The organism is Enterococcus sp. 7E2_DIV0204 (assembly GCF_002140855.1).
Taxonomy (GTDB): domain Bacteria; phylum Bacillota; class Bacilli; order Lactobacillales; family Enterococcaceae; genus Enterococcus_L; species Enterococcus_L lemimoniae.
In genome coordinates this window covers 1,406,264-1,427,085 of sequence record NZ_NGKY01000001.1, presented here as the reverse complement: position 1 = coordinate 1,427,085, position 20,822 = coordinate 1,406,264, and the positions used below count along the sequence as shown (strand labels likewise).

Sequence of the window (20,822 nt, the reverse complement as noted above, 5' to 3'; positions counted from 1 at the left end):
TTCTTATAATAGTTGACGGCTTAATTGACGGCGGTAAAAAATACCCCATCTTTCCTTTGAATATCGTCGGTTTTTTCATTTTTTTTTAAGAAACCTAAAAAAATTGAGAAAATAAAACAGTTTTTTCTATTATAAAGCTATTGATTTATTTCAAATAAACCAATACAATGTATTTAACCTGTCTCTTATACACATCTAGATGTGTATAAGAGACAGATTATAAAGCTATTGATTTATTTCAAATAAACCAATACAATGTATTTAACTTAAACAAATTTTTATCAAATAAAACTATTTCTCGTTTCATTTAAAAACAAGAAATAGTTTTATTTTTTTATTTCTATAACCATCTACAACTTACTTTTATCTACTGAAAAACACTACCTTTTTGAAATTAGTAACGGTTTCCCCACCCTCCCTTTTCTTTAATCATTTATTTTTCTGAATAGCTTGAAAAAATACTATAATAATGATTATATAACAAAAAAATAATGATTAAAATTTTAATTTTTAAAAAATATTTATCCTGAAATTATCACTCAATTCTCTATTGTTTACACAAACAGTAACTTTCTTCTAAACACTGTTGGACAGAATGAACGTTATAGGATCTGTATGAAAAAAAACAGATAAGTAATCGGGAGGTTTTCGTATGAAACGTGATGGTCACACGCATACAGAATATTGTCCACATGGAAAAGTGGAAGAAACTGAGCAATTGATTCAACAGGCAATTCGTCTAGGTTTTAAAGAATACTCCATTACAGAACACGCTCCTTTACCTAAGGGTATAGAAAAATTTGCAGCGGGAGACCCTGAGGTGTGGAAAACTGCCTCGATGGCTTTAAATGATGTGGATAACTATTTTAAAAAGATGAATAGCTTACGAAAAAAGTATGCTTCTGACATGATTATTCACATTGGCTTTGAGTTAGATTATTTTTCAGAATTTGAAGATTGGACACGTGAGTTTTTAGCAGAATATGGACCGCAAACAGATGATGGTATTTTATCTGTTCATTTTCTTGATGGACAAGATGGCTTGCGCGGAATTGATTACTCATTTGAAGAATATAAAACAGGTGTCGTTGACTATTTAGGAAGCTTTGAATATGCTCAAAAACGTTATTACCAAAAGGTTTTAGCCTCTTTAGATGCTGATTTAGGTCCTTTTAAACCAACTCGCTTAGGTCATATTTCCTTGTGCCAAAAATTTGAACAGTTCTTTGATGAACCAACTGATTATTCTTCCGAAAATACTACACTTGTCCACACCCTTTTGACACGTGTACAGCAGGAAAAATACAGCTTAGATTTGAACACTGCCGGATTTTATAAACAGGGTTATCAACAGACTTATCCACAGGTGTGGATAACTAAAAAAGCTATTGAATTGGGCATTCCATTTGTTTATGGGTCTGATACACATTCACTGGCTGATGTTGGACAAGGATATGAGAGAATTACACAATACCTTTAAAAAAAGAGCAAGACTTGTGAAAAGTTATCCACAAATCTTGCTCTTTTTACTTCATTCAATGTTTCATATTGCGGTGTTTTTATAGCTCGTGCAGGTTGATTTGATCGCCACTTGCTAACGTTTGTAATTTTTCTTTTTGAATAGCATAGATTTTATATCGAGAACTGGCACAAACTTACATTATATTGAGAAGAACAGCTGTTACTGAGGTGTATTCGTCTATTGTGTCATGTAAATCAAAAAGTGACACCTCCGTAAAACCTTTTGAATTTCTTTAATTTTTTCTTTCTGACAATCAATTTTTCAGCGGATATGCTAAACTATATATATTCTATTTATTACGTTGCGAGGTCGATTATGAAGAAAAAAATGCAAGCATTTATCAAAGAAAACTGGCCTTATATGACCGCCAGCTTTTTTATTCCTTTTTTTGTGATGGTCATTGTTTATTTAAGTATTGGTATTTACCCCGGTAGCAGCCGAAGTGTGATGGCCAGTGATTCTTTTTCACAATTTTCCAATTTTCACGCTAGTTTTAACAATATGCTACATGGTAAACAAAGCATTTTTTATACATGGAATGCATCGCTGGGATTAAACTATCTTTCCCTGATTTCTTATTACCTAGGTGGACTATTTACCCCACTCGTCCTATTCTTTAAAAACCAAAATATCCCGGATGCTCTGTATCTGATCACCTTACTGAAAATTGGTTCAGCTGGTTTGGCTTTTTGGGTCTTTGCTAAGAACACTTATAAAATGCCTAAGTGGGGACATGTCATGCTTAGTGTACCTTATGCTTTGATGTCTTTTGCAACCGCGCATTCTGAAATTATCATGTGGTTAGATGCATTTACTTATCTGCCTTTGGTTATTCTCGGTATTCATCGTCTGATGGATGAACGAAAACCAACACTGCTATTTGTCAGTTATCTGCTCTTGTTCATTTCCAATTTTTACATGGGCTTTATGATTGGTGTGTTCTCATTCTTGTACTTTATCGCTCGAATGTTGACGAATTGGAAAGTATACAAACAACGGATTATTCCTTATGGTCTGACTTCTCTTTTAGCAGGAGGCGCTTCGATGATTTTAGTGCTGCCCGCTGTTCTTGATTTACGTGCAAATGGCGAAACATTATCTGAAGTCACTCAGTTTAAAACAGAAGCCACTGCTTTTTGGGATATCGTCATGAAAAATATGATCGGTGTGTATGATACGACCAAATATGGTTCGATTCCGTTTATCTATGTTGGTCTGCTTCCACTAATTTTCTGTATCTTTTACTTTGTCACAAAGGAAATTCCACGGAAAAACAAATTCTTATTTGGTAGCCTGTTCATCATTTTGATTGCTAGCTTTTATATCACGCCGTTGAATCTATTTTGGCACGGGATGCACGCACCGAATATGTTCTTGTTCCGTTATAGTTTTTTATTTTCTTTCTTAGTGGTTTTATTAGCAGGATACGGCTTTGAAAAATTTAAAACAGATGATCTCGGCGTCTTAGCAGGTTCTACGATTATGTTGATCGCTATTTTCGCCTTAGCGGAAGGTACAAAAAACGCCACAAGTTATGACTATGTTCCGATTTCGGCCTTTGTCATTACAGCTTTATTTTTACTTTTGTATCTAGCTAGTATCGTCTTTTATCAACTGAAAAAAATACCGATGCACTATCTGATTATATTATTAGTATTACTCGTTTCAACAGAGGCATTCATCAATACTAATACAATGCTAAAAGGTATTCTGGATGATTGGAACTATGCTTCACGCAGCCTTTATTCTGAGCCTTATCCATCAATCAAAAAATTAGTGGATAAAACGAAAAAAGAAAATGATTCTTTTTATCGGTTGGAAAACTTAAATCCTGTTTCTTCTAACGATAGTATTAATTACGGTTACAGCGGAGTCAGTTTGTTTTCTTCTATCCGAAATCGTCATTCTTCTTCTTACTTGAATGACTTAGGTTTCCGTTCTAGAGGAACTGGTTTGAACATTCGCTACCCCAATAATACGTTGTTAATGGACTCACTTGTTGGAATCAAATACAATATTTCGGAAAGTGATCCCTTGAAATTTGGCTTTTTCCCAACAGACAAAGCAGATAAATTTTCATTATACGAAAATAGTAATGCGTTGCCATTAGGCTTTTTAGCTGATAAAGATATTTATAAAGTCAAACAGCCCGCCAACGATAACTTAACCAGTCAAACGGAGTTATTCAATGCATTATCTGATAAACAAGAAAATTATTTCAAATTTTATCAACCAACCATTATTAATAAAACAAATGTTAAAATCGAGCAAAATGCTGGATCAGTAACCTATAAAGAAATTCAAAACAACATTTCTAAAGATATTACTTGGACAGTTGATGTACCAGCTAATACTCAAGCGTATCTTAGCTTATTCCCAACAGATTTCGCTCAACTAGAAAGTTCAAGTGCAACGATGTCGGTCAATGGTGTTAGCCAAAAATCACAAATCAATATTACAGGACAGTATTACAATATCGGCTATTACGATAAACCAACTACTGTTACCTTTACAGTGAGCTTTTATGGCACAACAGCCGTTAGTTTTATGGAACCTAAAGTTGTCGGTTTAGATACCAAAGCCTTTGAATCATCTGTTCAGGCAATCCAAGCCAAAGGCGCTGATCTAACTGCTAAAGGACGAAAAGCTGTCGGTACAGTGAACGCTGAGAAAGATCAAGTCCTTTTAACAACGATTCCTTACGATAAAGGCTGGAAAGCGTATGTAGATGGAAAAAAGGTACCGATTGAAGCGTTTAAAAAAGCCTTTGTCAGCATTCCCGTAACACAAGGTGAGCATACGATTGAATTTGTTTATTTACCGGAAGGTTTTATCCCTGGTGTGATTTTGTTTGTTGTTTGTATTGGGGGATTTGTGGTTTATGTACGGTTTACGAATAAAACTAAACTCACTTTAGTAAAACCTAAAAAAAGGAAACGAAAAAAACGTTAAAATGATCTTTAGTGGAGGAGCTTTGTTGTGAAGCTCCTTCTTTTTTATTACACCAACTTCTTTTATTCTTAACACTTAGAACAAGCATATAGGATTGACGAGTAAAAAATCATATATTATCATTAAAATAGGAAAGTAGCCTACTAAGCGACAGTTTATCTATAAAACTATTTTGAATTAGCTCAAACACAAACTTATACTAGAATAGAGGACTAAATATGAACAAAGCAAAACCTATTTCAATTTTTGGCACTAATTTAGCGATAATCATCTATTACTTTTTACCAAGAATAGAAATAACAACACTGTCTCCACATTGGAATATGTTTTTTAATTTTAGACCTATTTTGGTAACAATTATTACACTATCTATGTTGATGATAACTTTTCAAAAAGCCTATTCTAACAAATGGAAGAGTGTTCATTTAAGTCGAATGGTCACAGGTGCCTATATCTTATTCCTACTAGCTACGCTTTTTTATTTTATGATGCTTGAATTTGTAAAATAGACGTTAAAGAGGCTGGGACAGGAGTCGCTTCTCTTTTTGTTAAACAAGCTGATCTCGAATAAACGGTGGGAGCAGAAGCAATCCCTTCGGAAATAAGCCGAAATTCACAAAAATTTGAAGAGCAATTTTCGTGAATTCCTTCTTATTTCTCGGGATTAAACGCTTCTGTCCCAACCTCTTGTATAACCAATACTTTTGTCTTATAGCCTAGCGATTAAGCACACTTCTCAATCGCTTCTAACAACCACTGCCTAAATTGTTCTTCCTCAATATCCACACACACTCGGCAATTAATCTCTTTCCCTAAATACCCAGCCAAATCAACTAAAGTAGCACCAGCAGTCAAACTACCTTGTGTTTCAATTGCCACATAAGACTCTTTAACTTCAAACATTTCCGGCATTAATAGATAGGCCACGGCACAACCATCATACATCTTTAATCCTGTATCTAAACTGCCACCACGATAGTTACTAAATAAATGGTCAATCATATCACCTGTTTTATTCATTTTTTTGATTTGTATACGATCTTCAGATAATATTAACGCCTTCTCACCAACATCTAAGCCTACCATCGTCAATGGAATCTTACTTTCAAATACGATTTTAGCCGCTTCTGGATCTGCAGCAATATTAAACTCAGATAATATTCCATAATTTCCTCTCCCCAAAGAACCACCCATGATTACCAGTTCTTCAATTCTCTCCACACATTCTGGATAAATTCGAAGTAAAAGAGCAATATTCGTAAGCGGACCGATCCCCACAATCGTTGTTTTTTCTTTTGACTCCATCAATACTTTATACATCTCAATCACTGCATGTTTTTTTGTTAATAGTTCATACTTTGATTCGGAAAATTCATAGCCATCCATCCCAGTACTTCCATGAATATCACTTGCATTGATCGCTTCACGAAGTAATGGCCGATCTGATCCGATTGCCACCGGAACTTCTTTCCCCCAAAAAGCGAGCAGTTTAAGTAGATTTTTGGTTACTTTATCTACACTGACATTACCAGCAACAGTCGTAAACAATCTAACGTTCAGCCTTTCATCAAAAAGCGCCGCTGCAATTGCTACTGCATCATCGATCCCTGGATCTGTATCGATGATGATTTTTCTTGTTTTTTTCACGTTACGTAATCCTTCCTTTTCAACTAAAATTATCTGAAAAAGCCTTTCTCCCATGCTCGTTTCAGAGAACTAAAGCTACCCCTTTTTTTATAAAAAAGTGGGGAACAGAAAAAGTGCCTGTTTTCCCGCCTTCTTCTATTTTAATAATCTAATTGTTTTAAATGCAGTAAAAATGATTCCTGCGTTAAACGCTTGATTGTATATAATCGTTCAATTTGTCTCCGAATTTTTTTGTCTTCTTTTGCAGCAGGATCAAAAACATCCATTAACTTACTGATCCCATACTCCATGATCATACCTGATCCACAACTTCCCACTGCAAATCCTAGCATATCGGTATCACTTAGTTGGCCTTTTTTGATTTCAGCAATACTTTGACTGAAATCACCTTCAACGATAATTTCATCTGTCTTCTTATCTAATTCTTCTGCTAATTCAGCTTTCGTGCTTACTCTCACTTGCATACTATTCATCCAAAAAAACCTCCTTTTAAATTATTATACGCTATTCACATTTTTTTACTAGTGGGACTTAAGCAGTACAAAAAGGGTGAATGAAACCATTTCTAGCTTCATTCACCCCTCTTTTATGATCCTGTCATGACCTCTTCAACTAGTGAAGCAACTTTGCCTTTACTTCGCTCAATCAATAACGCCAACTGAATAACAGCAAAGAGCACATTACTTTGTTTTGAATAAGCAAAATATCTGGATTCCCAACTCGTAACATATTGTTCTTTTTCTTTTCTCGTATCTTTGAATCCATACAATTGATCGCCATACTTATAAAAAATATTGATCAGACGCTCATTTAAAAATGAGTATTTTGTTTCACCGACATTCGCTAGCGGTGCAGCTCCTAAATTAACCGAGCGATAGCCACGATTACGATATTCTGTGATAAAATGCGTTAGCATGAAATCTGCAGTATACTTCGGTGCTGATTCACGATATCGAAGCAAATCATAGGACATTTCAAGACCTTGAACAATCGGTTTAGCTGAAATAAAGCCGATCACTTCATGTTGTTCATTCCGGAAAACCCCTACATCGCTAAGCCCCAAATATTCTTGGTCAAAATAACCACAGACAAAATTTCTCTCTCGTTGGCTACCTAACCACTCCTCAGACACATGCGCTAATTCTTGGAACAGCTCAGCTGAGATAGGCTCACGATACATCCTAAATGTATACCCTAAATTCGTTAAATGTTGTAGCTCCATCCGATCAGGCGCAAAAGAAACTGAGGCTTTATCCTTACCAGAAATACACACAAGTCCTTCTTCACCAGCTTTCATGAAATTAAACCCTAAATCGTGTAGGATCATGGTATATTTTTCGCTAACTCGATAAAATGCCGCTTGATATCCAAGCAGATCAGCTGCATCCATAAATGCTAGCGTAGCTTTGGCCCACTTCTCTTGATTTCCAACAGGGTCAGCCAAAAGAAAACACTTATTGGCTTTGATCTGATAGGCAAACAAGACTTCATCTTCACCATTTTCTTGATAATAATAATAGGCGTAATTTTTTAAATACAGTAAATGACTGCCCTCTGTACCTCCATATTTCTCAATCAGAGCCGTTAAACGATCTCCTTGATACGAATCACCTAAATGTTTGGACGTCTCTGCCAAGTATTGGTAGAGCGTAATCAAACCGATCATCGAAATTCCTAATCCAATCAAACCAGATAGCCAGACATCATCCGATGGAAATAGCAAAAACATGTGAGGAATCGGACCTACTTTATCTGGATGAGAGCTATAATACCCCGCTACAGCATAAATAATGAATAAGAAACTAAATAAAATACTATCAACAGTTAATGCACCCCAGGAATAGACAAATTTTTCCCGATAAAACTCTTTTCTTGCTAAAAAAACGGCCGATAGAATTACCAGATAAACAAGAACCAATTGCCATGAAGCTGTTCTGGAAATGGTATTGATGATTCCAAAAATCAATAATCCAATCGTTGGCCAATAGGCTTTTTTCACTTTCATCGAAATCCCTCTGGCTAGTCCTAATAGTAAAAAACCAATCAGCATATTAAACGTTTGATCTAAAAAATCAAAAGAAAACGGCAATAAAAGTTTAAACAGTCGACTAACATTCGATAGATTTGTGATCGTAGACAATAAAACCATCATGATCCCAGCAAAATAAAGTGCCGCTACTAAAATAAAGTGTGCCGCTTTTTGTGAAAACATCCGCGGTAAATTATCAAAAAATCGATTGATTTTGATTCCTGTTTGATGAATAAACAAAATAATTCCAGTCATAAACGGCAATACGTAATAAAATAAACGATAATAAATCAACCATACAACAGCTGTCGATTGGCTCACACCTAATTGAGATAAGCCTAAAATCATCAGTACATCAAATGTACCCATTCCGCCAGGCACCATCGTCAGCATTCCGATCAAGGTTGCGATCACAAACATTGGATAAACTGATACCAGTGATACATCGACTTGCATCAAAGCACCCACGCTTAAAAAGACAAACATCGCACCTAGCCATTGCCCCAATGAAGCACCAAACAATAAAAATATTCCTTTCGGAAAAAAATCTTTAAATAAAGTATATTTTTTTAATTGCGTAAATAGTAATAATGCTGGCGCAATCAAACTTCCTGCAAGTAACCAAACCCAATATTCTCGGAATAAGCTATCTGGTCGAATAAAAAAAACATCAACAAACGCAATAAACGATAGGATCGACAGACCAGAAATCATAAATAGAGCCGCTTTAGAGACCGTTGCAACAACTTTTTTACGCGGCGTATCTTTTCCATAAAAATTAGCCCGTAGCGTTGCCCCAACTACACCGCCAAAACCTGCAAGATTATTGATCGTATTGGTGACCCAAGCAGACACAAACCACTCCCAGCGGTTCATTTTAGGCTTGCCTTGTTCCTCAAGTACACTTACAACTACAAAATCATATAAAAGCATCGGCAAAACGCCAATCAAGCCTGCTGAAATCATTCCGAGAATCCGAAAACGATTCTGTTGTCCCATTGTATGAAAGACATCTTCCCACGTCATCCCCTGTACAATATGGGTTACTTGATTCGCTACAAAAATCAGCACAGAACCAAGAAATATTAGTTTTAATAATAAACTATGCTCTTTCATCCAATGAAATAACTGGTCTATTTTGTTTTTCATTTGTTCACCGCTTTTCTTATGATCCAGTTCTATAATATATTTTCTTTTATATGTTAGCGTATAACGAATTATTTTTCCACTTTAGCTCTTGAAATCGACTATTTTCTATAAAAATAGCCGCTAAACTTAAATAACTAAGCTCAACGACTACTTCTATCTATTTACTAATACTAATGATTCTTGTATTCCGTCCCAATTTTATCCGCTACAATAATCGCTGCTTTGACCTGATCCACAGTAATCGGAAATGGCATTGAATGGATCGATTCTTCTGGGATGCATGATTTTTCAGCGACTTCTGTTAGTTCCGCATCCGAAATTTCTTTTACACCTAAATCCGCCAAACATACTGGTAAACCGATCAATAAAGCAAAATCTAATACTTCATATAATTCAGCTTTCGGCGCATTTTCTAAAGCTAGCTGGCAAATCGTACTGAATGCCACTTTTTCACCATGAGTTGCGCCATGTGCATCATGTAAAACAGTCAAACCATCATGAATTGCATGGATTGCTGCCAGACCAGCACTTTCAAACCCCAAACCTGAAAGTAAGATATTCGCTTCAATAATGTTTTCCAATGCAGGGGTTACCACATTATTATCTGAAGCTTCTTTGGCTTTTAAACCATCTTCTAGAATTGTTTCATAGCATAATTTAGCTAAGGCCAACGCTGTATTTGTTCCTTTCGCTGGTGGACAGACACCTTCTCGTGCGCCACAAGGCAACCCAGCATTGACATTAGAATATGAATTATGGGTTGCTCTTGCTTCAAAATAAGTAGATAACGCATCGCCCATACCAGAAACCAAGAAACGCGTTGGCGCATTCGCAATTACCACTGTATCGATCAACACCACACTTGGACTTTGCACAAAGTAAGCATAATTATCAAATTGACCATCTTCTGTATAAAGCACTGCTGAGTGACTAGTTGGTGCATCTGTCGCAACGATCGTAGGTACAATGATCAAGTTATGCCCTTCTGCCACACATTTTGCAGTATCGATCGCTTTACCGCCGCCAAGACCGATTACACAATCACACTCATTTTCTTCCGCAACTTTTTGCAAACGAGCCACTTCAACTCGAGAGGCTTCTCCGTGGAAATTACTTTCTACAAAAGAAATATTAAAGGTTTCAGCTGTTTTATCTAATTTGTCTTTTACACGACTCACATCATCAGCATGGGCAATCAACAAAGCTTTCTTGCCAAATGTTGTCACAAAATAACCTAAATTCAATAACTCATCTTCACCTTGAACGTATTTCGTTGGACTAATAAACGCTTTTCTCATGTTTGAAAACTCCTATTCTTATCTTATTTTATTTTTAAAGGCGCTAATTGCTCCTTTATGGCATAGATCGGTGTATCTACCTGAAGTAACGCAGCCGCTGTATAAGCGCTTTCTACTAAAGCCGTATCAAACAAAAGTACTTCCTTTTCCGTCATATCAATTGCCATTTCTAAATTCATTTTGGCACTACCTAAATCATAAAAAGCGAATAATGTTTCGCCTGAATTTTTTTCAAAAGCTTCCATGATTTTTTCAAAAGAAGTTCCTACTGCACCATCTTCTAATCCAGCAGCAACTGTTATCGGAACATCTTTCGCAACTTCTTTGATCAAACGATCGACACCTTCACCGATCTCTTTAACATGAGACACTATCACTACACCATTACGCATCAAAGACACCCGCTTCCATTAAAGATTGAAAGAAATACATACTGGACATTGCTCCTGGATCGATATGTCCAATGGAACGCTCACCAACATAAGAAGCACGTCCTTTGGTTGCAGTGATCTCTTTAGTTGCTTCTACCGCCGATTCAAGTAAGGCTTCTGTTAACGTATCCTTTTTGATTGCCTCGATTGCTGGTGCCCATTCATCTAGCATGGTTTTTTCACCTGGTTTACTATTGCCACGTTTTTCAATTCCTGCCAAGCCAGCTTCTAAAATCGGTAATACATCTGAAGTTGTTGCAGCAGCTTTGGCCATTTCCATCATAGCTGTTCCATAAAGTGGACCTGAAGCTCCGCCGACTTTACTGATCAAAGCCATTGCAGTAAGCTTGAAGACATCTTGCACTGTTTGAGGCTCTTTACTTTGCAAACTCTCACTAACAGCATCCATACCACGTACCATATTATTACCATGATCACCGTCACCGATTGGTGTATCCAGCTCACTTAAGTAGTCTTTGTTTTTATCGATTTTTTCTTTGAATAATTGTAATGATTTTTTTAGATTATCTACTGTGAACATTAAAGTCCCCTCCGTTTTTCAAACTATACATAGCAATACTCAATCTAGATTGCCCTTTACCAAGCTACTGTATCAACGTCTTCATTCAGCGCTGCTACCCAATCATCTTCTACTTTCAATAACGTTACAGAAATTCCTGCCATTTCCAATGAAGTCATATAATTGCCAACTTTTGAAAATGAAACCTTCACGCCTTCAACATCTAACAAACTCATTACATCATCATAAAAAATGTATTGTTCCATCAAAGGTGTCCCACCTAATCCGTTCACTAAAATAGCGAATTGATCTCCTTTATTCCATTGAAATGCTGCTGCTAATTTAGAAAACAATTCTTCTGCCATCTCCTTAGATGGTCTAATTTTTTCTCGTTTATAACCAGGTTCACCATGAATACCAACACCAAACTCAATTTCATCATCTGCTAATACAAATCCCGGCTTTCCTACTTCAGGAACTGTTGCGCCTGTCAAAGCAACCCCGATTGTTTTTAGATTCTTAACCACGCGTTCTCCTAATTCAACTATTTCTTCAACTGATGCACCATTACGTGCTGCTGCGCCTAGAATCTTATGAACTAAAACAGTACCTGCTACACCACGTTTTCCTTGAGTGTATGTGCTGTCTTCAACTGCAATATCATCATCCACAACCACTGTGCCAACTTTGATATCTTCCATTTCAGCTAAATCTTTCGCCATATCAAAGTTCATAATGTCCCCAGAATAGTTTTTTACGACCATTACAACACCTTGCCCTTGATCGACCGCTTTAATTCCTTCAAAAATCTGATCAGGAGTTGGTGATGTGAATACCTGACCACAAACTGCAGCCTGCAACATACCTGAGCCAACAAATCCAGCATGCGCTGGCTCATGCCCACTACCACCACCACTGATCAAAGCAACTTGTTTACCAATTTCCTTTTGCTTTAAAACAAATGTTTCTGGTACTTGCTCGATTTTTTCTTGATGAGCACGGACAAATCCTTGTACCATTTCCGGAACTACGTTTTGAGCTTGATTGATAATTTTCTTCATGATATTCCCTCCTGTTTTTTCTGTTGTGGCTGATCGAACTTGTGCAGTTTTTATTTTATCTAGCTTCACAAGCTAGTCTCTCGGAAAAAAGATAAAATATGAGTGAGGCAAAAAGCACCTCAATCATATTTTCCTATTTTTCTGTCGAGACTGAACGAGCTTGTTCCACTTATATTTATTGTATACGTTTACAATACTCGTATATGAAAAAAGTTGCAACGGACAAACAAGTTTATGTGTCCGCTTTCATTTTGATTTTTTTCTAAACTATAGTTTTCGCTTAAAAGACAGCGTATAATAGAAACTGATATTAATGGAAAAGGAGCAGTGGCTCAATGAAGCAATTAATCAATTCAAGCGGGCATATTCGGCAGCAATTATTGGCTGGGATCGTCTATACATATAATGACAAATTAAACTGGCAACCTCAAACTGGCATCGTCACTAAAAAAATAATCGCAGAAAATAAAGTAGTCCTAATCAGTGGAGGAGGATGCGGACATGAGCCAGCTCATATCGGCTATATTGGTGAAAATATGCTGGATTGTGCCATAATGGGAGCGATCTTTGAGCCACCAACTAGTGGTGAGATCTTACAAGCTATCGAGCAAACTTACAATGGTTGCGGAACCTTGTTGATCATCAAAAATTTTGAAAAGGACTTAGCAAGCTTTCTTGAAGCTGAACGACTAGCCAAAGTAAAAGGTCTGCTCGTTTCCCATGTCATCGTTGATGACGACTGCTCTATTGAAAGTGGTTCATTTGAGAAAAGACGACGCGGAGTTGCTGGAACTGTTTTTGTTCATAAAATACTCGGAGCCGCCGCTACTATTGGCCACTCTTTAGACGAACTACAAATACTAGGTAAACAACTAATTTCTCAAATCAAAACATTAGGAGTCGCTTTTTCACCCGCTTCCCCTATTGGGATGATCCCTCAACAATATGAATTGGCAGAAGATGAAATGTACTTTGGCATCGGCATCCATGGAGAACCTGGTTATCGTATTGAGACAATGCAATCTTCTGAAAGGATCGCAATCGAGTTAGTTAATAAGTTAAAACAACAATATCCAAGAAACGAATTAAACAAAGCGGCTGTCTTGGTAAACGGTTTAGGTGGAATCCCTTTACTTGAGCTAGGTATTTTCATGAATGACGTCCAACAATTGTTGGATATTGAAGATATTGAAGTAGTTTACAAACGAATTGGCAATTTTTTAACCGCCTATAATACCAACGGACTTTCATTAACACTATTAACCGTTAAAGAAGAAAAATGGATAGATTATTTGAATGCACCAACTGATGCTTTTGGCTGGAAATAAGAAAAGCGGAATGAACTCTTTTAGCTCTGACTGAAAAATAGAAAATCCTATTCGTGACGCTTTTTTGTCGCTAATAGGATTTGTCTTTTTTCCGAAGAGCTAGTTCATGCAGCTAGATCACAGAAAAGCGGAATGAGGCGATTAGCCCTCGAGCAAATTAGGAAATAACAGAAAAGATGGTCCTTATCTTTACTGGTATTTGTCTATTTGTCGATAGGGCTGCCTCATGTAGCTAGATCATAAGAAAGTGGAATGAACTTCTCAGTCCCAAACAAAAAACAATGAACAATAATGTAATTTCCACATATACATCATTGTTCATTGTTTTTCTTCAAATCCCATTAAAAAGGCAATTTTCATCTGCTCCGCAAATCGATGTGAATCAACCTGACATCCTCCAATGATCCATTTGCTCGTTAATGAAACAAAGGCATTTGCATAAAACTCTTCCAAAAACAAACGGTCCGATTCCTTAAGCTCTCCTTCAGATCTGTTTTTAACCACCAGAACTTGGTTGATCAATGCTTTTAAATGCTGTGTATAATATTCTTGAAATGAATTTTGACCTTCAAATTGTAGAATCCTTCGATAAAAAAGCTGATTTTCCTCAAAATAGATAAAAAGATTCTCTACTATAGTCTGCCACGCCTCATAAGCAAGGTTATCTTCAATTTTTTCAATTGCCTCTTGCTGGAAAATCCAGTCCACCAATTCATACTTGTCTTGAAAATAGTCATAAAAAGTTTGACGCCGCATGTGGCTTTCCTGCATGATTTTTGCGATCGTTACTTTTTCAAATCCAATTTGACCAACAAGTTTTTTAAAGATCTTCGCTATTTTCTTTTTCGTAATCAATGATCCTGTCATTTATCTGCACCTTTAATTTCTTGATTACTTTTATTGTACCAGTTAATCAGCATTTAGAAAATCAATGTTTCTATATTTAAACAAACTAAGCTAAAGTTGATTAAATTTTATCCGCTTTATTCCTTAGAAACTTATAGTACTAAACAAAAAATGAGATCAACTAAACAGTCGATCCCACCTCTTCTACGCTCTTCCCTCGTTTTGTCGAGCAAGATACGTTTCCAGATATTCGCTTAATAGTTTATATCCTTCCATTTTTTGTTCCACTTCCTTAGGACAATAAATCCATTTACCCATAACTTTTCTTTTTTTAGAAAGTATATTTACCTCTTCTAAAAAATCATTCAAGTCATTGATCAATTGTTGTGTGCTTAATTCGTTTCCTAATAAAATATCTTTCTTTTCTCGCTCACAGATGGAGGCCCATAGATATGGCAGTACTTCTATTTTACGAATATTGGTGTAAAAATCAGCTTTCGGCATCATCCCTTTATGTCCCACACCTCTTCCTTGTTGGAAAAATGAATGGATATCCCACTCTAATTTTTTCAAGCGGCGTAAAGATGACCCTTGCGATTCTTGAGCATTGTTAAGGTTTTGACTGTAGTTTTCATCCAATGTCCAAGGACTTTTTATTTCTGTTGATTGCGGGTGTTTTTCAGAAACTCGGTCCAGCATTTCTTCGATGGCTAATGTGACTGTTGGTCTTTCTTCATCAGTAGCCATAACAGATTTCATAGGTCTATTGGCTTGTAAAAAACTCTCTTTTGATGGGAAATTCCGGTTTTCTTGTACTGTTTGAGTTGGTTGTACTGCTTTAGAAACTGGCGGTGCAACTGGTCCGATCATCGAATTGTTTCTTGCAAAAGGCGTTTGCTGAATCGTTGTTGTTTGCTCTTTTTTAGCCGCTGGTGCAGCGGCTGTCTGGCGCATTTTTTGTTCTAATTCAGCTATTTTTTGATGTGCTTTGATCAATTGAACATCTACTTTACCAACTGTTTGAGTTAATTTTTTGATCTCTGTTGCATTTGATTTTAATTGTTCCTGATCTTTTTGATGTTGTTCCGCTAGTTTTTTTGCCGAATCACTTTTGGTCAGTCTTACTGTAGGAATTTTTTTCTTTTCTTTTTTGACTGTGGTCAATTCAGTTTCAACCGTGGCAAGTTTTGTTGTTAACTGATCAATGACTTGGTTTAACTTAACCGTTTCCGATGCTGTCTCTTGTAATTGTCCGTGATCTTTTTCAATTCTAGCTAGCACTTCAGAGTCTGGCTTCGCATCTAAGACAGTTGATTCTACTGTAGTCAATTTTTCATCGATTTGTTGTAATTGGCGAGCAATCGTTGTAACTTCCTCACTCGTTGTTGCTAATTTATCAGCTAATTTATTTTGTTCACCATTATTTTGCTTCGCTACAGAAAAATTCAGCTTTGGTCGTTTTTCTTGCTTATTTTCTGTCATTGTCTGTTTTAATTTGGTCACTTGCTGGTCTGAATGATTCATTCTTTGGCCCAGTAAATCTATCTGTTTGATTGCTTCTTCTAAGCGCATTTCAACGGTTGGCCCTGATTCTTCTCCTGAACCAAATGTGATTTTGAATTTTGGCGGTTGCTTTGGCTTCGGTAGTTTAGCTAACTTATCAGTCACATGTGTTTTAAAGGTTGAAAACTCTTCTGTTAGCTGCGCAATTTTTTCGTTTACTTTGTTTAATTGTTTCGCATTTTCAGATTCCAATGCCTCTTTTGCAGCAACTTTACTTGGAATTACTTTGACCACGGGCGGCGTTCTTTTATCTTTCACTGATTGGACTTCTTTGTAGATATCATTCAGATTTTCACTGAATTGATTCATCATCTCTGTTAAAAGTAAGACTTCGCTATTGGTTTCCTGTAACCCTTTTACCATCTCTATTGGTACCTCTTCAGAAAAACCAGTCATATGCTCTAAAGGCATTTCTGGGACTTCTAAGCTGCTGATCCAAGTACGTAGATCACTGATCTGTAGCTTGCTGAGTGGATGCGCCAAGGCTAATAGTAATGTCACATAGACAGCTTTTTGCGTTACCCTCACATAAAGATTTTTTGCAACACAATCTTCAAATTCATGATTGAATTGCTCTGGAAGATCCACTAAGAGAGCTTCGAATTGTTCTGGCTGATCATAATCAGACGAAACCTCAAATTTTCTGATTAGATAGACAGAATACTGGCTTAATACATCATCCGAATAGAGTTCTTCACCTAAACGGTTGGCTTCGATTTCTTTTCTTAAAAAAACTTTTTTATTCTCTGTTGTACTCTTTGTAAGATTCAACTTTTCCATATGTATTAACGGCCCCTTTTTGACTTGTATCTTACCTTTTTATTTAAAAACACCTTTTTATACTTATTGAGGCTGGAACCAACATTTCCCCTGAAAGTCAGACCATCAACTTTATGTGAAAGCTGATCAGATTGAATCGGTCATTTTTTATCAAAAAACTTTGTGGAAACAGTTTAGTTGGATTTACATGACATCAATGACTGATGTTCTGATCCCCTCTATGCTCTTTTTTTAATTCTATGTTCATTACGCTCTTTTTTAAACAATCATTTCTAATTTTACCCTAAAAACAACCTTAGTTGTTTTCACAAAATGTTTAAATATCGTAAAAAAATGAGAATAACTATCGTTTAAAACTGCAAATAAATTTCATTTAAATAAAAAAGATGAAAAAACCAAAAAACAGTCTGTTTCATCTTTTTATTATATATATATAATTATAGTTATTCTTTGTACTGATTTTCAATTCGTCTATCTGGAATGATCCACATAATCAACACACCGATATTTAAAATCAATACAAAATAAGGATGAATCAGCCAACCTAATACCAAACCTAAGATATTCAAAAAAATGCTTACGTAAGATTTGTTATAACGTTGGAACAGTTCACCAAGGGTAGAGTCACTGCCATTTACCCGAATCAACTCTCGAGTCAAGATCAAATATGAACTATTCGCTAATAGTGTCATTATGCCGTATGTCAGCTGTGGAATCAAACTATCTATAAAGTCACCGACCCAGGCAGTAGCAAATGGCACTAGTGTCAGTGTAAAAATGAAAAAGTTATTCGCCCATAATACACGTCCATCTATTTTATGAACTAACTGAAACATATGATGGTGATTGTTCCAGTAGATTGCTAGCATCACAAAACTCACTACATAAATAAATAATTTTCGTTCTATTCCCGCTAAACCAGCTAAAGTATCTGTTGTTGGCTGATGCAATTCTAAAACTAAAATGGTCATCACGATTGCGATAACTGCATCTGTAAAAGCCTCTAGTCTTGATTTTGACATGATTTCATCTCCTCGTTTTTATTTTACGTACTTTTTATGTAATTGCAATGAATATGACCCGTCTAAGGGTGGAGAGAAAATCAGCCTAAAGGTGGATTTCATAAAGAAAGATTCTTGCTATACTTTATTCATAGACAACGAGAGAAAAAATGGAGGTTTTAACAATGAGACAACAATCAATGCTAATGAATATATTAATGGTTATCGGATTATTTTTTGTAGGAAGTATTGTTTTGAGTATTGTACTTGGACTTTTAGGCGGTTTATTATGGTTTGCTATTAAGATCATGATTCCTGTAGCTATTGCTGTTTGGTTGGTTCGGATGATTTCAGGTCCGTCAAATAATCGTCGTAGATATTACTAAACATGGTAGCAAATTCGAGGTTGGGACAGGAGTGTTTACCCCCGAGAAATAAGAAGGGATTCACGAAAATTGCTCTTCAAATTTTTGTGAATTTCAGCTTATTTCCGAAGGGGTTGCTTCTGCTCCCACCGTTTAATCGGATACGAAGAGCCTGAAACATAACTTTTTAAGTTATGTCCTAGGCTCTCATAGATAAATAAAAAAGATCAGATCTAGCTCATAGCGAACTAGATTCGATCTTTTTTTATTTATTTACTCATATCTCCACGGAAGGCTTGCTCAAGGTTATCAAAATAATTGATTGAACCCTTCGTTTGAATTTCCCATTTATCTTCTTTTTTCTTGATGATTACTTTAAAACCATCACCATAACTATCAATACTTACAGGTTTGGTGTTTTTGAAGATTTCAGGAAGTTTATCAAGTTCTGCTTTTTGAGCAGCTTTACTCCTCTCATCATATTCTTGATCTCTATGAGATTCATAATATTCTTTATTTACAGCTTCCATCTCATCTTTCATTTCTTTAAATGATAATCCTTCCACGTTCACTGTTACTTCAGCTACATCTGGGAAATAGGAGGCAAGCTCATAATTGACTGTTGCGATTTTGGCATTGTCTTCTCTAAAGACTTTTGCCAATGCTAAGCCTTCTTCATCGGGTACTTTATAGTCGTAGAATTTTTTCTTGATTGCTTTATTAAAGTTTTCATCAAAATTTTTGACGGAAGCATCACGATCGTTAGCTACAAGTTTATTGTAATCTTCATTTTCAGTTGCCAAGAAAACTTCATCCACAAATGCAGTTACAGCTTTTTCTGCATCTTCACTGTGATCTTTATACTCAGAAGCATCCACATTAAGAATAATCGGTTTTGGTTCTTTTTCTACTTCATAAATTCTTGGTTCAAAGTGTAATTTGTATTTTGCTTTTTTCTCTACTGGAAATACTACATAATCAGTTTTACTTTTCTTCCCAGAAATTTTTTCATAAGCAAGAAGTGGTGTTTTACTTTCGTCTAGATAAAGACTTAGTGACTCGATCTTACTATCATCTTCATCGTAAAGCATAATATCCGTTGCACTCATATCTAGGCTTTTATCTGTTTCATTTTTGATTGTTACTTTCAATGCAAGAAAGCCTTCCCCATCTTCGGCTTCTTCTTTTTGAAGTACATATTCTCCTTCATCGATCGTAATAGATGCGATTTTAGATTTTACAGCTTTTTTCTCTGTCTTGCTATCGTCTCCACTTTTTTTAGCAGATCCAGTTCCTCCGCATGCTGCTAATGAGATAATAGCAACTGCTGATAAAAATACTAATCCTAACTTTTTCATTATATTCTCCCCTTGAAAGTTATTGAACACTCTTTCCATTTACTATAGTAAGTAGAGCGTTTTATCTCAATCTTCTAGGAAATAGTCTAATTTTTTGAGAATTATAATGATTATTCTATTTTTTTGTATACATTTTATCGCTATGTCGTAGCAATTGCTCCGCTTTGATTTTTTCAACTGCCTGAACTGTGTTTATTTCACCTTTGTGATACTCTTTATGAACTTGTTTAGAGACAGTTAAAAGATTCGTTTCATGATCACTACCACCGTTAGATACAAAAATCAAGTGGTGGATTTCTAATTGCTGATTACTAGCGGGAATTCTGACACCAAAACGATTTGTGATCGCCAAATCTTCCCCTGTTATCCGACAGTAAAATCGATCTCTACTAGCAATCCTATATGGTAATGTGGAAATTCCCCGCTTGAAAAATGTCGCTTTACCGTAGTTTCGGCTACAACGATCCGAACAAAATGATCTGCGTCGACCTTCTAATGGTTGATTACACCATTTACACAAACGCTTATCTTCTCTAAAATCAATCGTTTCAAACCCTAGCTCTTCACCAAAGGCTTTCTCATATTCATAAAGACTAAGCCAACGTCTTGTGTAGGTATCTGACTTCTCTTCAAGACGCAGTTGACTCCCCTGCGCTTTATACTTATATTTATCTGGAATTTCTTCAATAATTTCTTTGATTTCTTTTTTTCTTTCAGTAGAAAAAGCTGGAAATTCATTAGCAGATAATTCACCTAAACCGAATTGTCCAATGGTCTTACATTTAAAACAGATATAAAACTGTGGTAATGCTGAAGTTTCTTCTGAAAAAAGTAATTCGACTTTCCTTGAACATTTCGGGCAGTAGGCTTCTGGTAGTTTAAAACGGTGGTAGTTCATATGGTCATTCCTTCGTGTTTTTTTCTATTATACCGTATTTTTACACTAAAAAAGTAGAGGATGGGTTGAACAAC

At 36.0% G+C, this 20,822-nt stretch carries 17 protein-coding genes; 5 read left to right on the top strand and 12 right to left on the bottom strand.

From position 1 onward, the window contains the following. Positions 1-652 precede the first annotated feature (652 nt). The 3 genes from hisJ (at position 653) to A5819_RS06650 (ending at position 4,983) form a co-directional block, all read left to right on the top strand. Positions 653-1,480 carry a histidinol-phosphatase HisJ gene (hisJ, locus tag A5819_RS06660; protein ID WP_086277783.1) on the top strand — a complete coding sequence of 276 codons (828 nt, stop codon included), beginning with the start codon at positions 653-655 and terminating at the stop codon, positions 1,478-1,480. A 357-nt stretch (positions 1,481-1,837) separates the two neighbouring features. Then, entirely contained in the window at positions 1,838-4,474 is a 2,637-nt protein-coding gene (locus tag A5819_RS06655) for a YfhO family protein (protein ID WP_086277782.1), read from the top strand. Between the two features lie 218 nt (positions 4,475-4,692). Further along, positions 4,693-4,983 (top strand): hypothetical protein, encoded by a 291-nt coding sequence (locus tag A5819_RS06650; protein WP_086277780.1) that lies wholly within the window; start codon positions 4,693-4,695, stop codon positions 4,981-4,983. Positions 4,984-5,197: 214 nt separating this feature from the next. Here the strand turns inward: A5819_RS06650 and rihC are convergent, their stop codons facing one another. From rihC to dhaK, 7 genes are all read right to left on the bottom strand, one after another. Continuing rightward, on the bottom strand, positions 5,198-6,121 hold the full coding sequence (gene rihC / locus A5819_RS06645) for a ribonucleoside hydrolase RihC (protein WP_176271377.1): 924 nt from the start codon (positions 6,119-6,121) through the stop codon (positions 5,198-5,200). A gap of 140 nt (positions 6,122-6,261) precedes the next feature. Continuing rightward, the gene (locus tag A5819_RS06640; protein ID WP_086277777.1) at positions 6,262-6,594 is read right to left on the bottom strand and encodes a hypothetical protein; all 333 of its coding nucleotides are present in this window, start codon (positions 6,592-6,594) and stop codon (positions 6,262-6,264) included. A gap of 113 nt (positions 6,595-6,707) precedes the next feature. After that, the gene (mprF, locus tag A5819_RS06635; RefSeq protein ID WP_086277775.1) at positions 6,708-9,299 is read right to left on the bottom strand and encodes a bifunctional lysylphosphatidylglycerol flippase/synthetase MprF; all 2,592 of its coding nucleotides are present in this window, start codon (positions 9,297-9,299) and stop codon (positions 6,708-6,710) included. 170 nt (positions 9,300-9,469) lie between these two features. Beyond that, a complete protein-coding gene (locus tag A5819_RS06630; protein ID WP_086277770.1) occupies positions 9,470-10,597 on the bottom strand; it encodes a glycerol dehydrogenase in 1,128 nt (375 codons plus the stop codon). Positions 10,598-10,620: 23 nt separating this feature from the next. Further along, positions 10,621-10,989, bottom strand: coding sequence for a dihydroxyacetone kinase phosphoryl donor subunit DhaM (gene dhaM, locus A5819_RS06625; RefSeq protein ID WP_086277768.1), 369 nt, complete (start codon positions 10,987-10,989; stop codon positions 10,621-10,623). Then, positions 10,982-11,569 (bottom strand): dihydroxyacetone kinase subunit DhaL, encoded by a 588-nt coding sequence (gene dhaL, locus A5819_RS06620; protein WP_086277766.1) that lies wholly within the window; start codon positions 11,567-11,569, stop codon positions 10,982-10,984. The genes dhaM and dhaL overlap by 8 nt, the downstream gene beginning before the upstream one ends. 56 nt (positions 11,570-11,625) lie before the next feature. Further along, entirely contained in the window at positions 11,626-12,609 is a 984-nt protein-coding gene (gene dhaK, locus A5819_RS06615) for a dihydroxyacetone kinase subunit DhaK (RefSeq protein WP_086277763.1), read from the bottom strand. A 335-nt stretch (positions 12,610-12,944) separates the two neighbouring features. On the opposite strand from dhaK, the gene A5819_RS06610 reads away from it, so the two are divergent. Beyond that, positions 12,945-13,937, top strand: coding sequence for a dihydroxyacetone kinase subunit DhaK (locus tag A5819_RS06610; protein WP_086277761.1), 993 nt, complete (start codon positions 12,945-12,947; stop codon positions 13,935-13,937). A 318-nt stretch (positions 13,938-14,255) separates the two neighbouring features. Here A5819_RS06610 and dhaS read toward each other — a convergent pair whose 3' ends face one another. From dhaS to A5819_RS06595, 3 genes are all read right to left on the bottom strand, one after another. Continuing rightward, positions 14,256-14,804, bottom strand: a complete 549-nt coding sequence (gene dhaS / locus A5819_RS06605) for a dihydroxyacetone kinase transcriptional activator DhaS (RefSeq protein WP_086277759.1) — start codon at positions 14,802-14,804, stop codon at positions 14,256-14,258. A gap of 183 nt (positions 14,805-14,987) precedes the next feature. Further along, positions 14,988-17,126 carry a hypothetical protein gene (locus A5819_RS06600; RefSeq protein WP_086277757.1) on the bottom strand — a complete coding sequence of 713 codons (2,139 nt, stop codon included), beginning with the start codon at positions 17,124-17,126 and terminating at the stop codon, positions 14,988-14,990. A gap of 443 nt (positions 17,127-17,569) precedes the next feature. After that, complete coding sequence (locus A5819_RS06595; RefSeq protein ID WP_086277755.1) at positions 17,570-18,148, bottom strand: TMEM175 family protein; 579 nt, start codon at positions 18,146-18,148, stop codon at positions 17,570-17,572. Positions 18,149-18,312: 164 nt separating this feature from the next. Between A5819_RS06595 and A5819_RS06590 the strand changes: the two genes are divergently transcribed. After that, positions 18,313-18,513 carry a hypothetical protein gene (locus tag A5819_RS06590; RefSeq protein ID WP_086277753.1) on the top strand — a complete coding sequence of 67 codons (201 nt, stop codon included), beginning with the start codon at positions 18,313-18,315 and terminating at the stop codon, positions 18,511-18,513. Between the two features lie 248 nt (positions 18,514-18,761). Here A5819_RS06590 and A5819_RS06585 read toward each other — a convergent pair whose 3' ends face one another. Next, a complete protein-coding gene (locus A5819_RS06585; protein WP_176271376.1) occupies positions 18,762-19,850 on the bottom strand; it encodes a DUF5105 domain-containing protein in 1,089 nt (362 codons plus the stop codon). A gap of 115 nt (positions 19,851-19,965) precedes the next feature. Next, positions 19,966-20,748: an HNH endonuclease gene (locus A5819_RS06580; RefSeq protein WP_086277749.1), complete on the bottom strand. Its 783-nt coding sequence runs from the start codon at positions 20,746-20,748 to the stop codon at positions 19,966-19,968. Positions 20,749-20,822: the final 74 nt, after the last annotated feature.

What these genes read in the sequence shown, in the direction of transcription:
- hisJ (WP_086277783.1), top strand. Translation starts at nt 653, where the DNA reads ATGAAACGTGATGGTCACACGCATACAGAATATTGTCCACATGGAAAA.
- A5819_RS06655 (WP_086277782.1), top strand. Translation starts at nt 1,838, where the DNA reads ATGAAGAAAAAAATGCAAGCATTTATCAAAGAAAACTGGCCTTATATG.
- A5819_RS06650 (WP_086277780.1), top strand. Translation starts at nt 4,693, where the DNA reads ATGAACAAAGCAAAACCTATTTCAATTTTTGGCACTAATTTAGCGATA.
- A5819_RS06640 (WP_086277777.1), bottom strand. Translation starts at nt 6,594, where the DNA reads ATGAATAGTATGCAAGTGAGAGTAAGCACGAAAGCTGAATTAGCAGAA.
- mprF (WP_086277775.1), bottom strand. Translation starts at nt 9,299, where the DNA reads ATGAAAAACAAAATAGACCAGTTATTTCATTGGATGAAAGAGCATAGT.
- A5819_RS06630 (WP_086277770.1), bottom strand. Translation starts at nt 10,597, where the DNA reads ATGAGAAAAGCGTTTATTAGTCCAACGAAATACGTTCAAGGTGAAGAT.
- dhaM (WP_086277768.1), bottom strand. Translation starts at nt 10,989, where the DNA reads ATGCGTAATGGTGTAGTGATAGTGTCTCATGTTAAAGAGATCGGTGAA.
- dhaL (WP_086277766.1), bottom strand. Translation starts at nt 11,569, where the DNA reads ATGTTCACAGTAGATAATCTAAAAAAATCATTACAATTATTCAAAGAA.
- dhaK (WP_086277763.1), bottom strand. Translation starts at nt 12,609, where the DNA reads ATGAAGAAAATTATCAATCAAGCTCAAAACGTAGTTCCGGAAATGGTA.
- A5819_RS06610 (WP_086277761.1), top strand. Translation starts at nt 12,945, where the DNA reads ATGAAGCAATTAATCAATTCAAGCGGGCATATTCGGCAGCAATTATTG.
- dhaS (WP_086277759.1), bottom strand. Translation starts at nt 14,804, where the DNA reads ATGACAGGATCATTGATTACGAAAAAGAAAATAGCGAAGATCTTTAAA.
- A5819_RS06600 (WP_086277757.1), bottom strand. Translation starts at nt 17,126, where the DNA reads ATGGAAAAGTTGAATCTTACAAAGAGTACAACAGAGAATAAAAAAGTT.
- A5819_RS06595 (WP_086277755.1), bottom strand. Translation starts at nt 18,148, where the DNA reads ATGTCAAAATCAAGACTAGAGGCTTTTACAGATGCAGTTATCGCAATC.
- A5819_RS06590 (WP_086277753.1), top strand. Translation starts at nt 18,313, where the DNA reads ATGAGACAACAATCAATGCTAATGAATATATTAATGGTTATCGGATTA.
- A5819_RS06585 (WP_176271376.1), bottom strand. Translation starts at nt 19,850, where the DNA reads ATGAAAAAGTTAGGATTAGTATTTTTATCAGCAGTTGCTATTATCTCA.
- A5819_RS06580 (WP_086277749.1), bottom strand. Translation starts at nt 20,748, where the DNA reads ATGAACTACCACCGTTTTAAACTACCAGAAGCCTACTGCCCGAAATGT.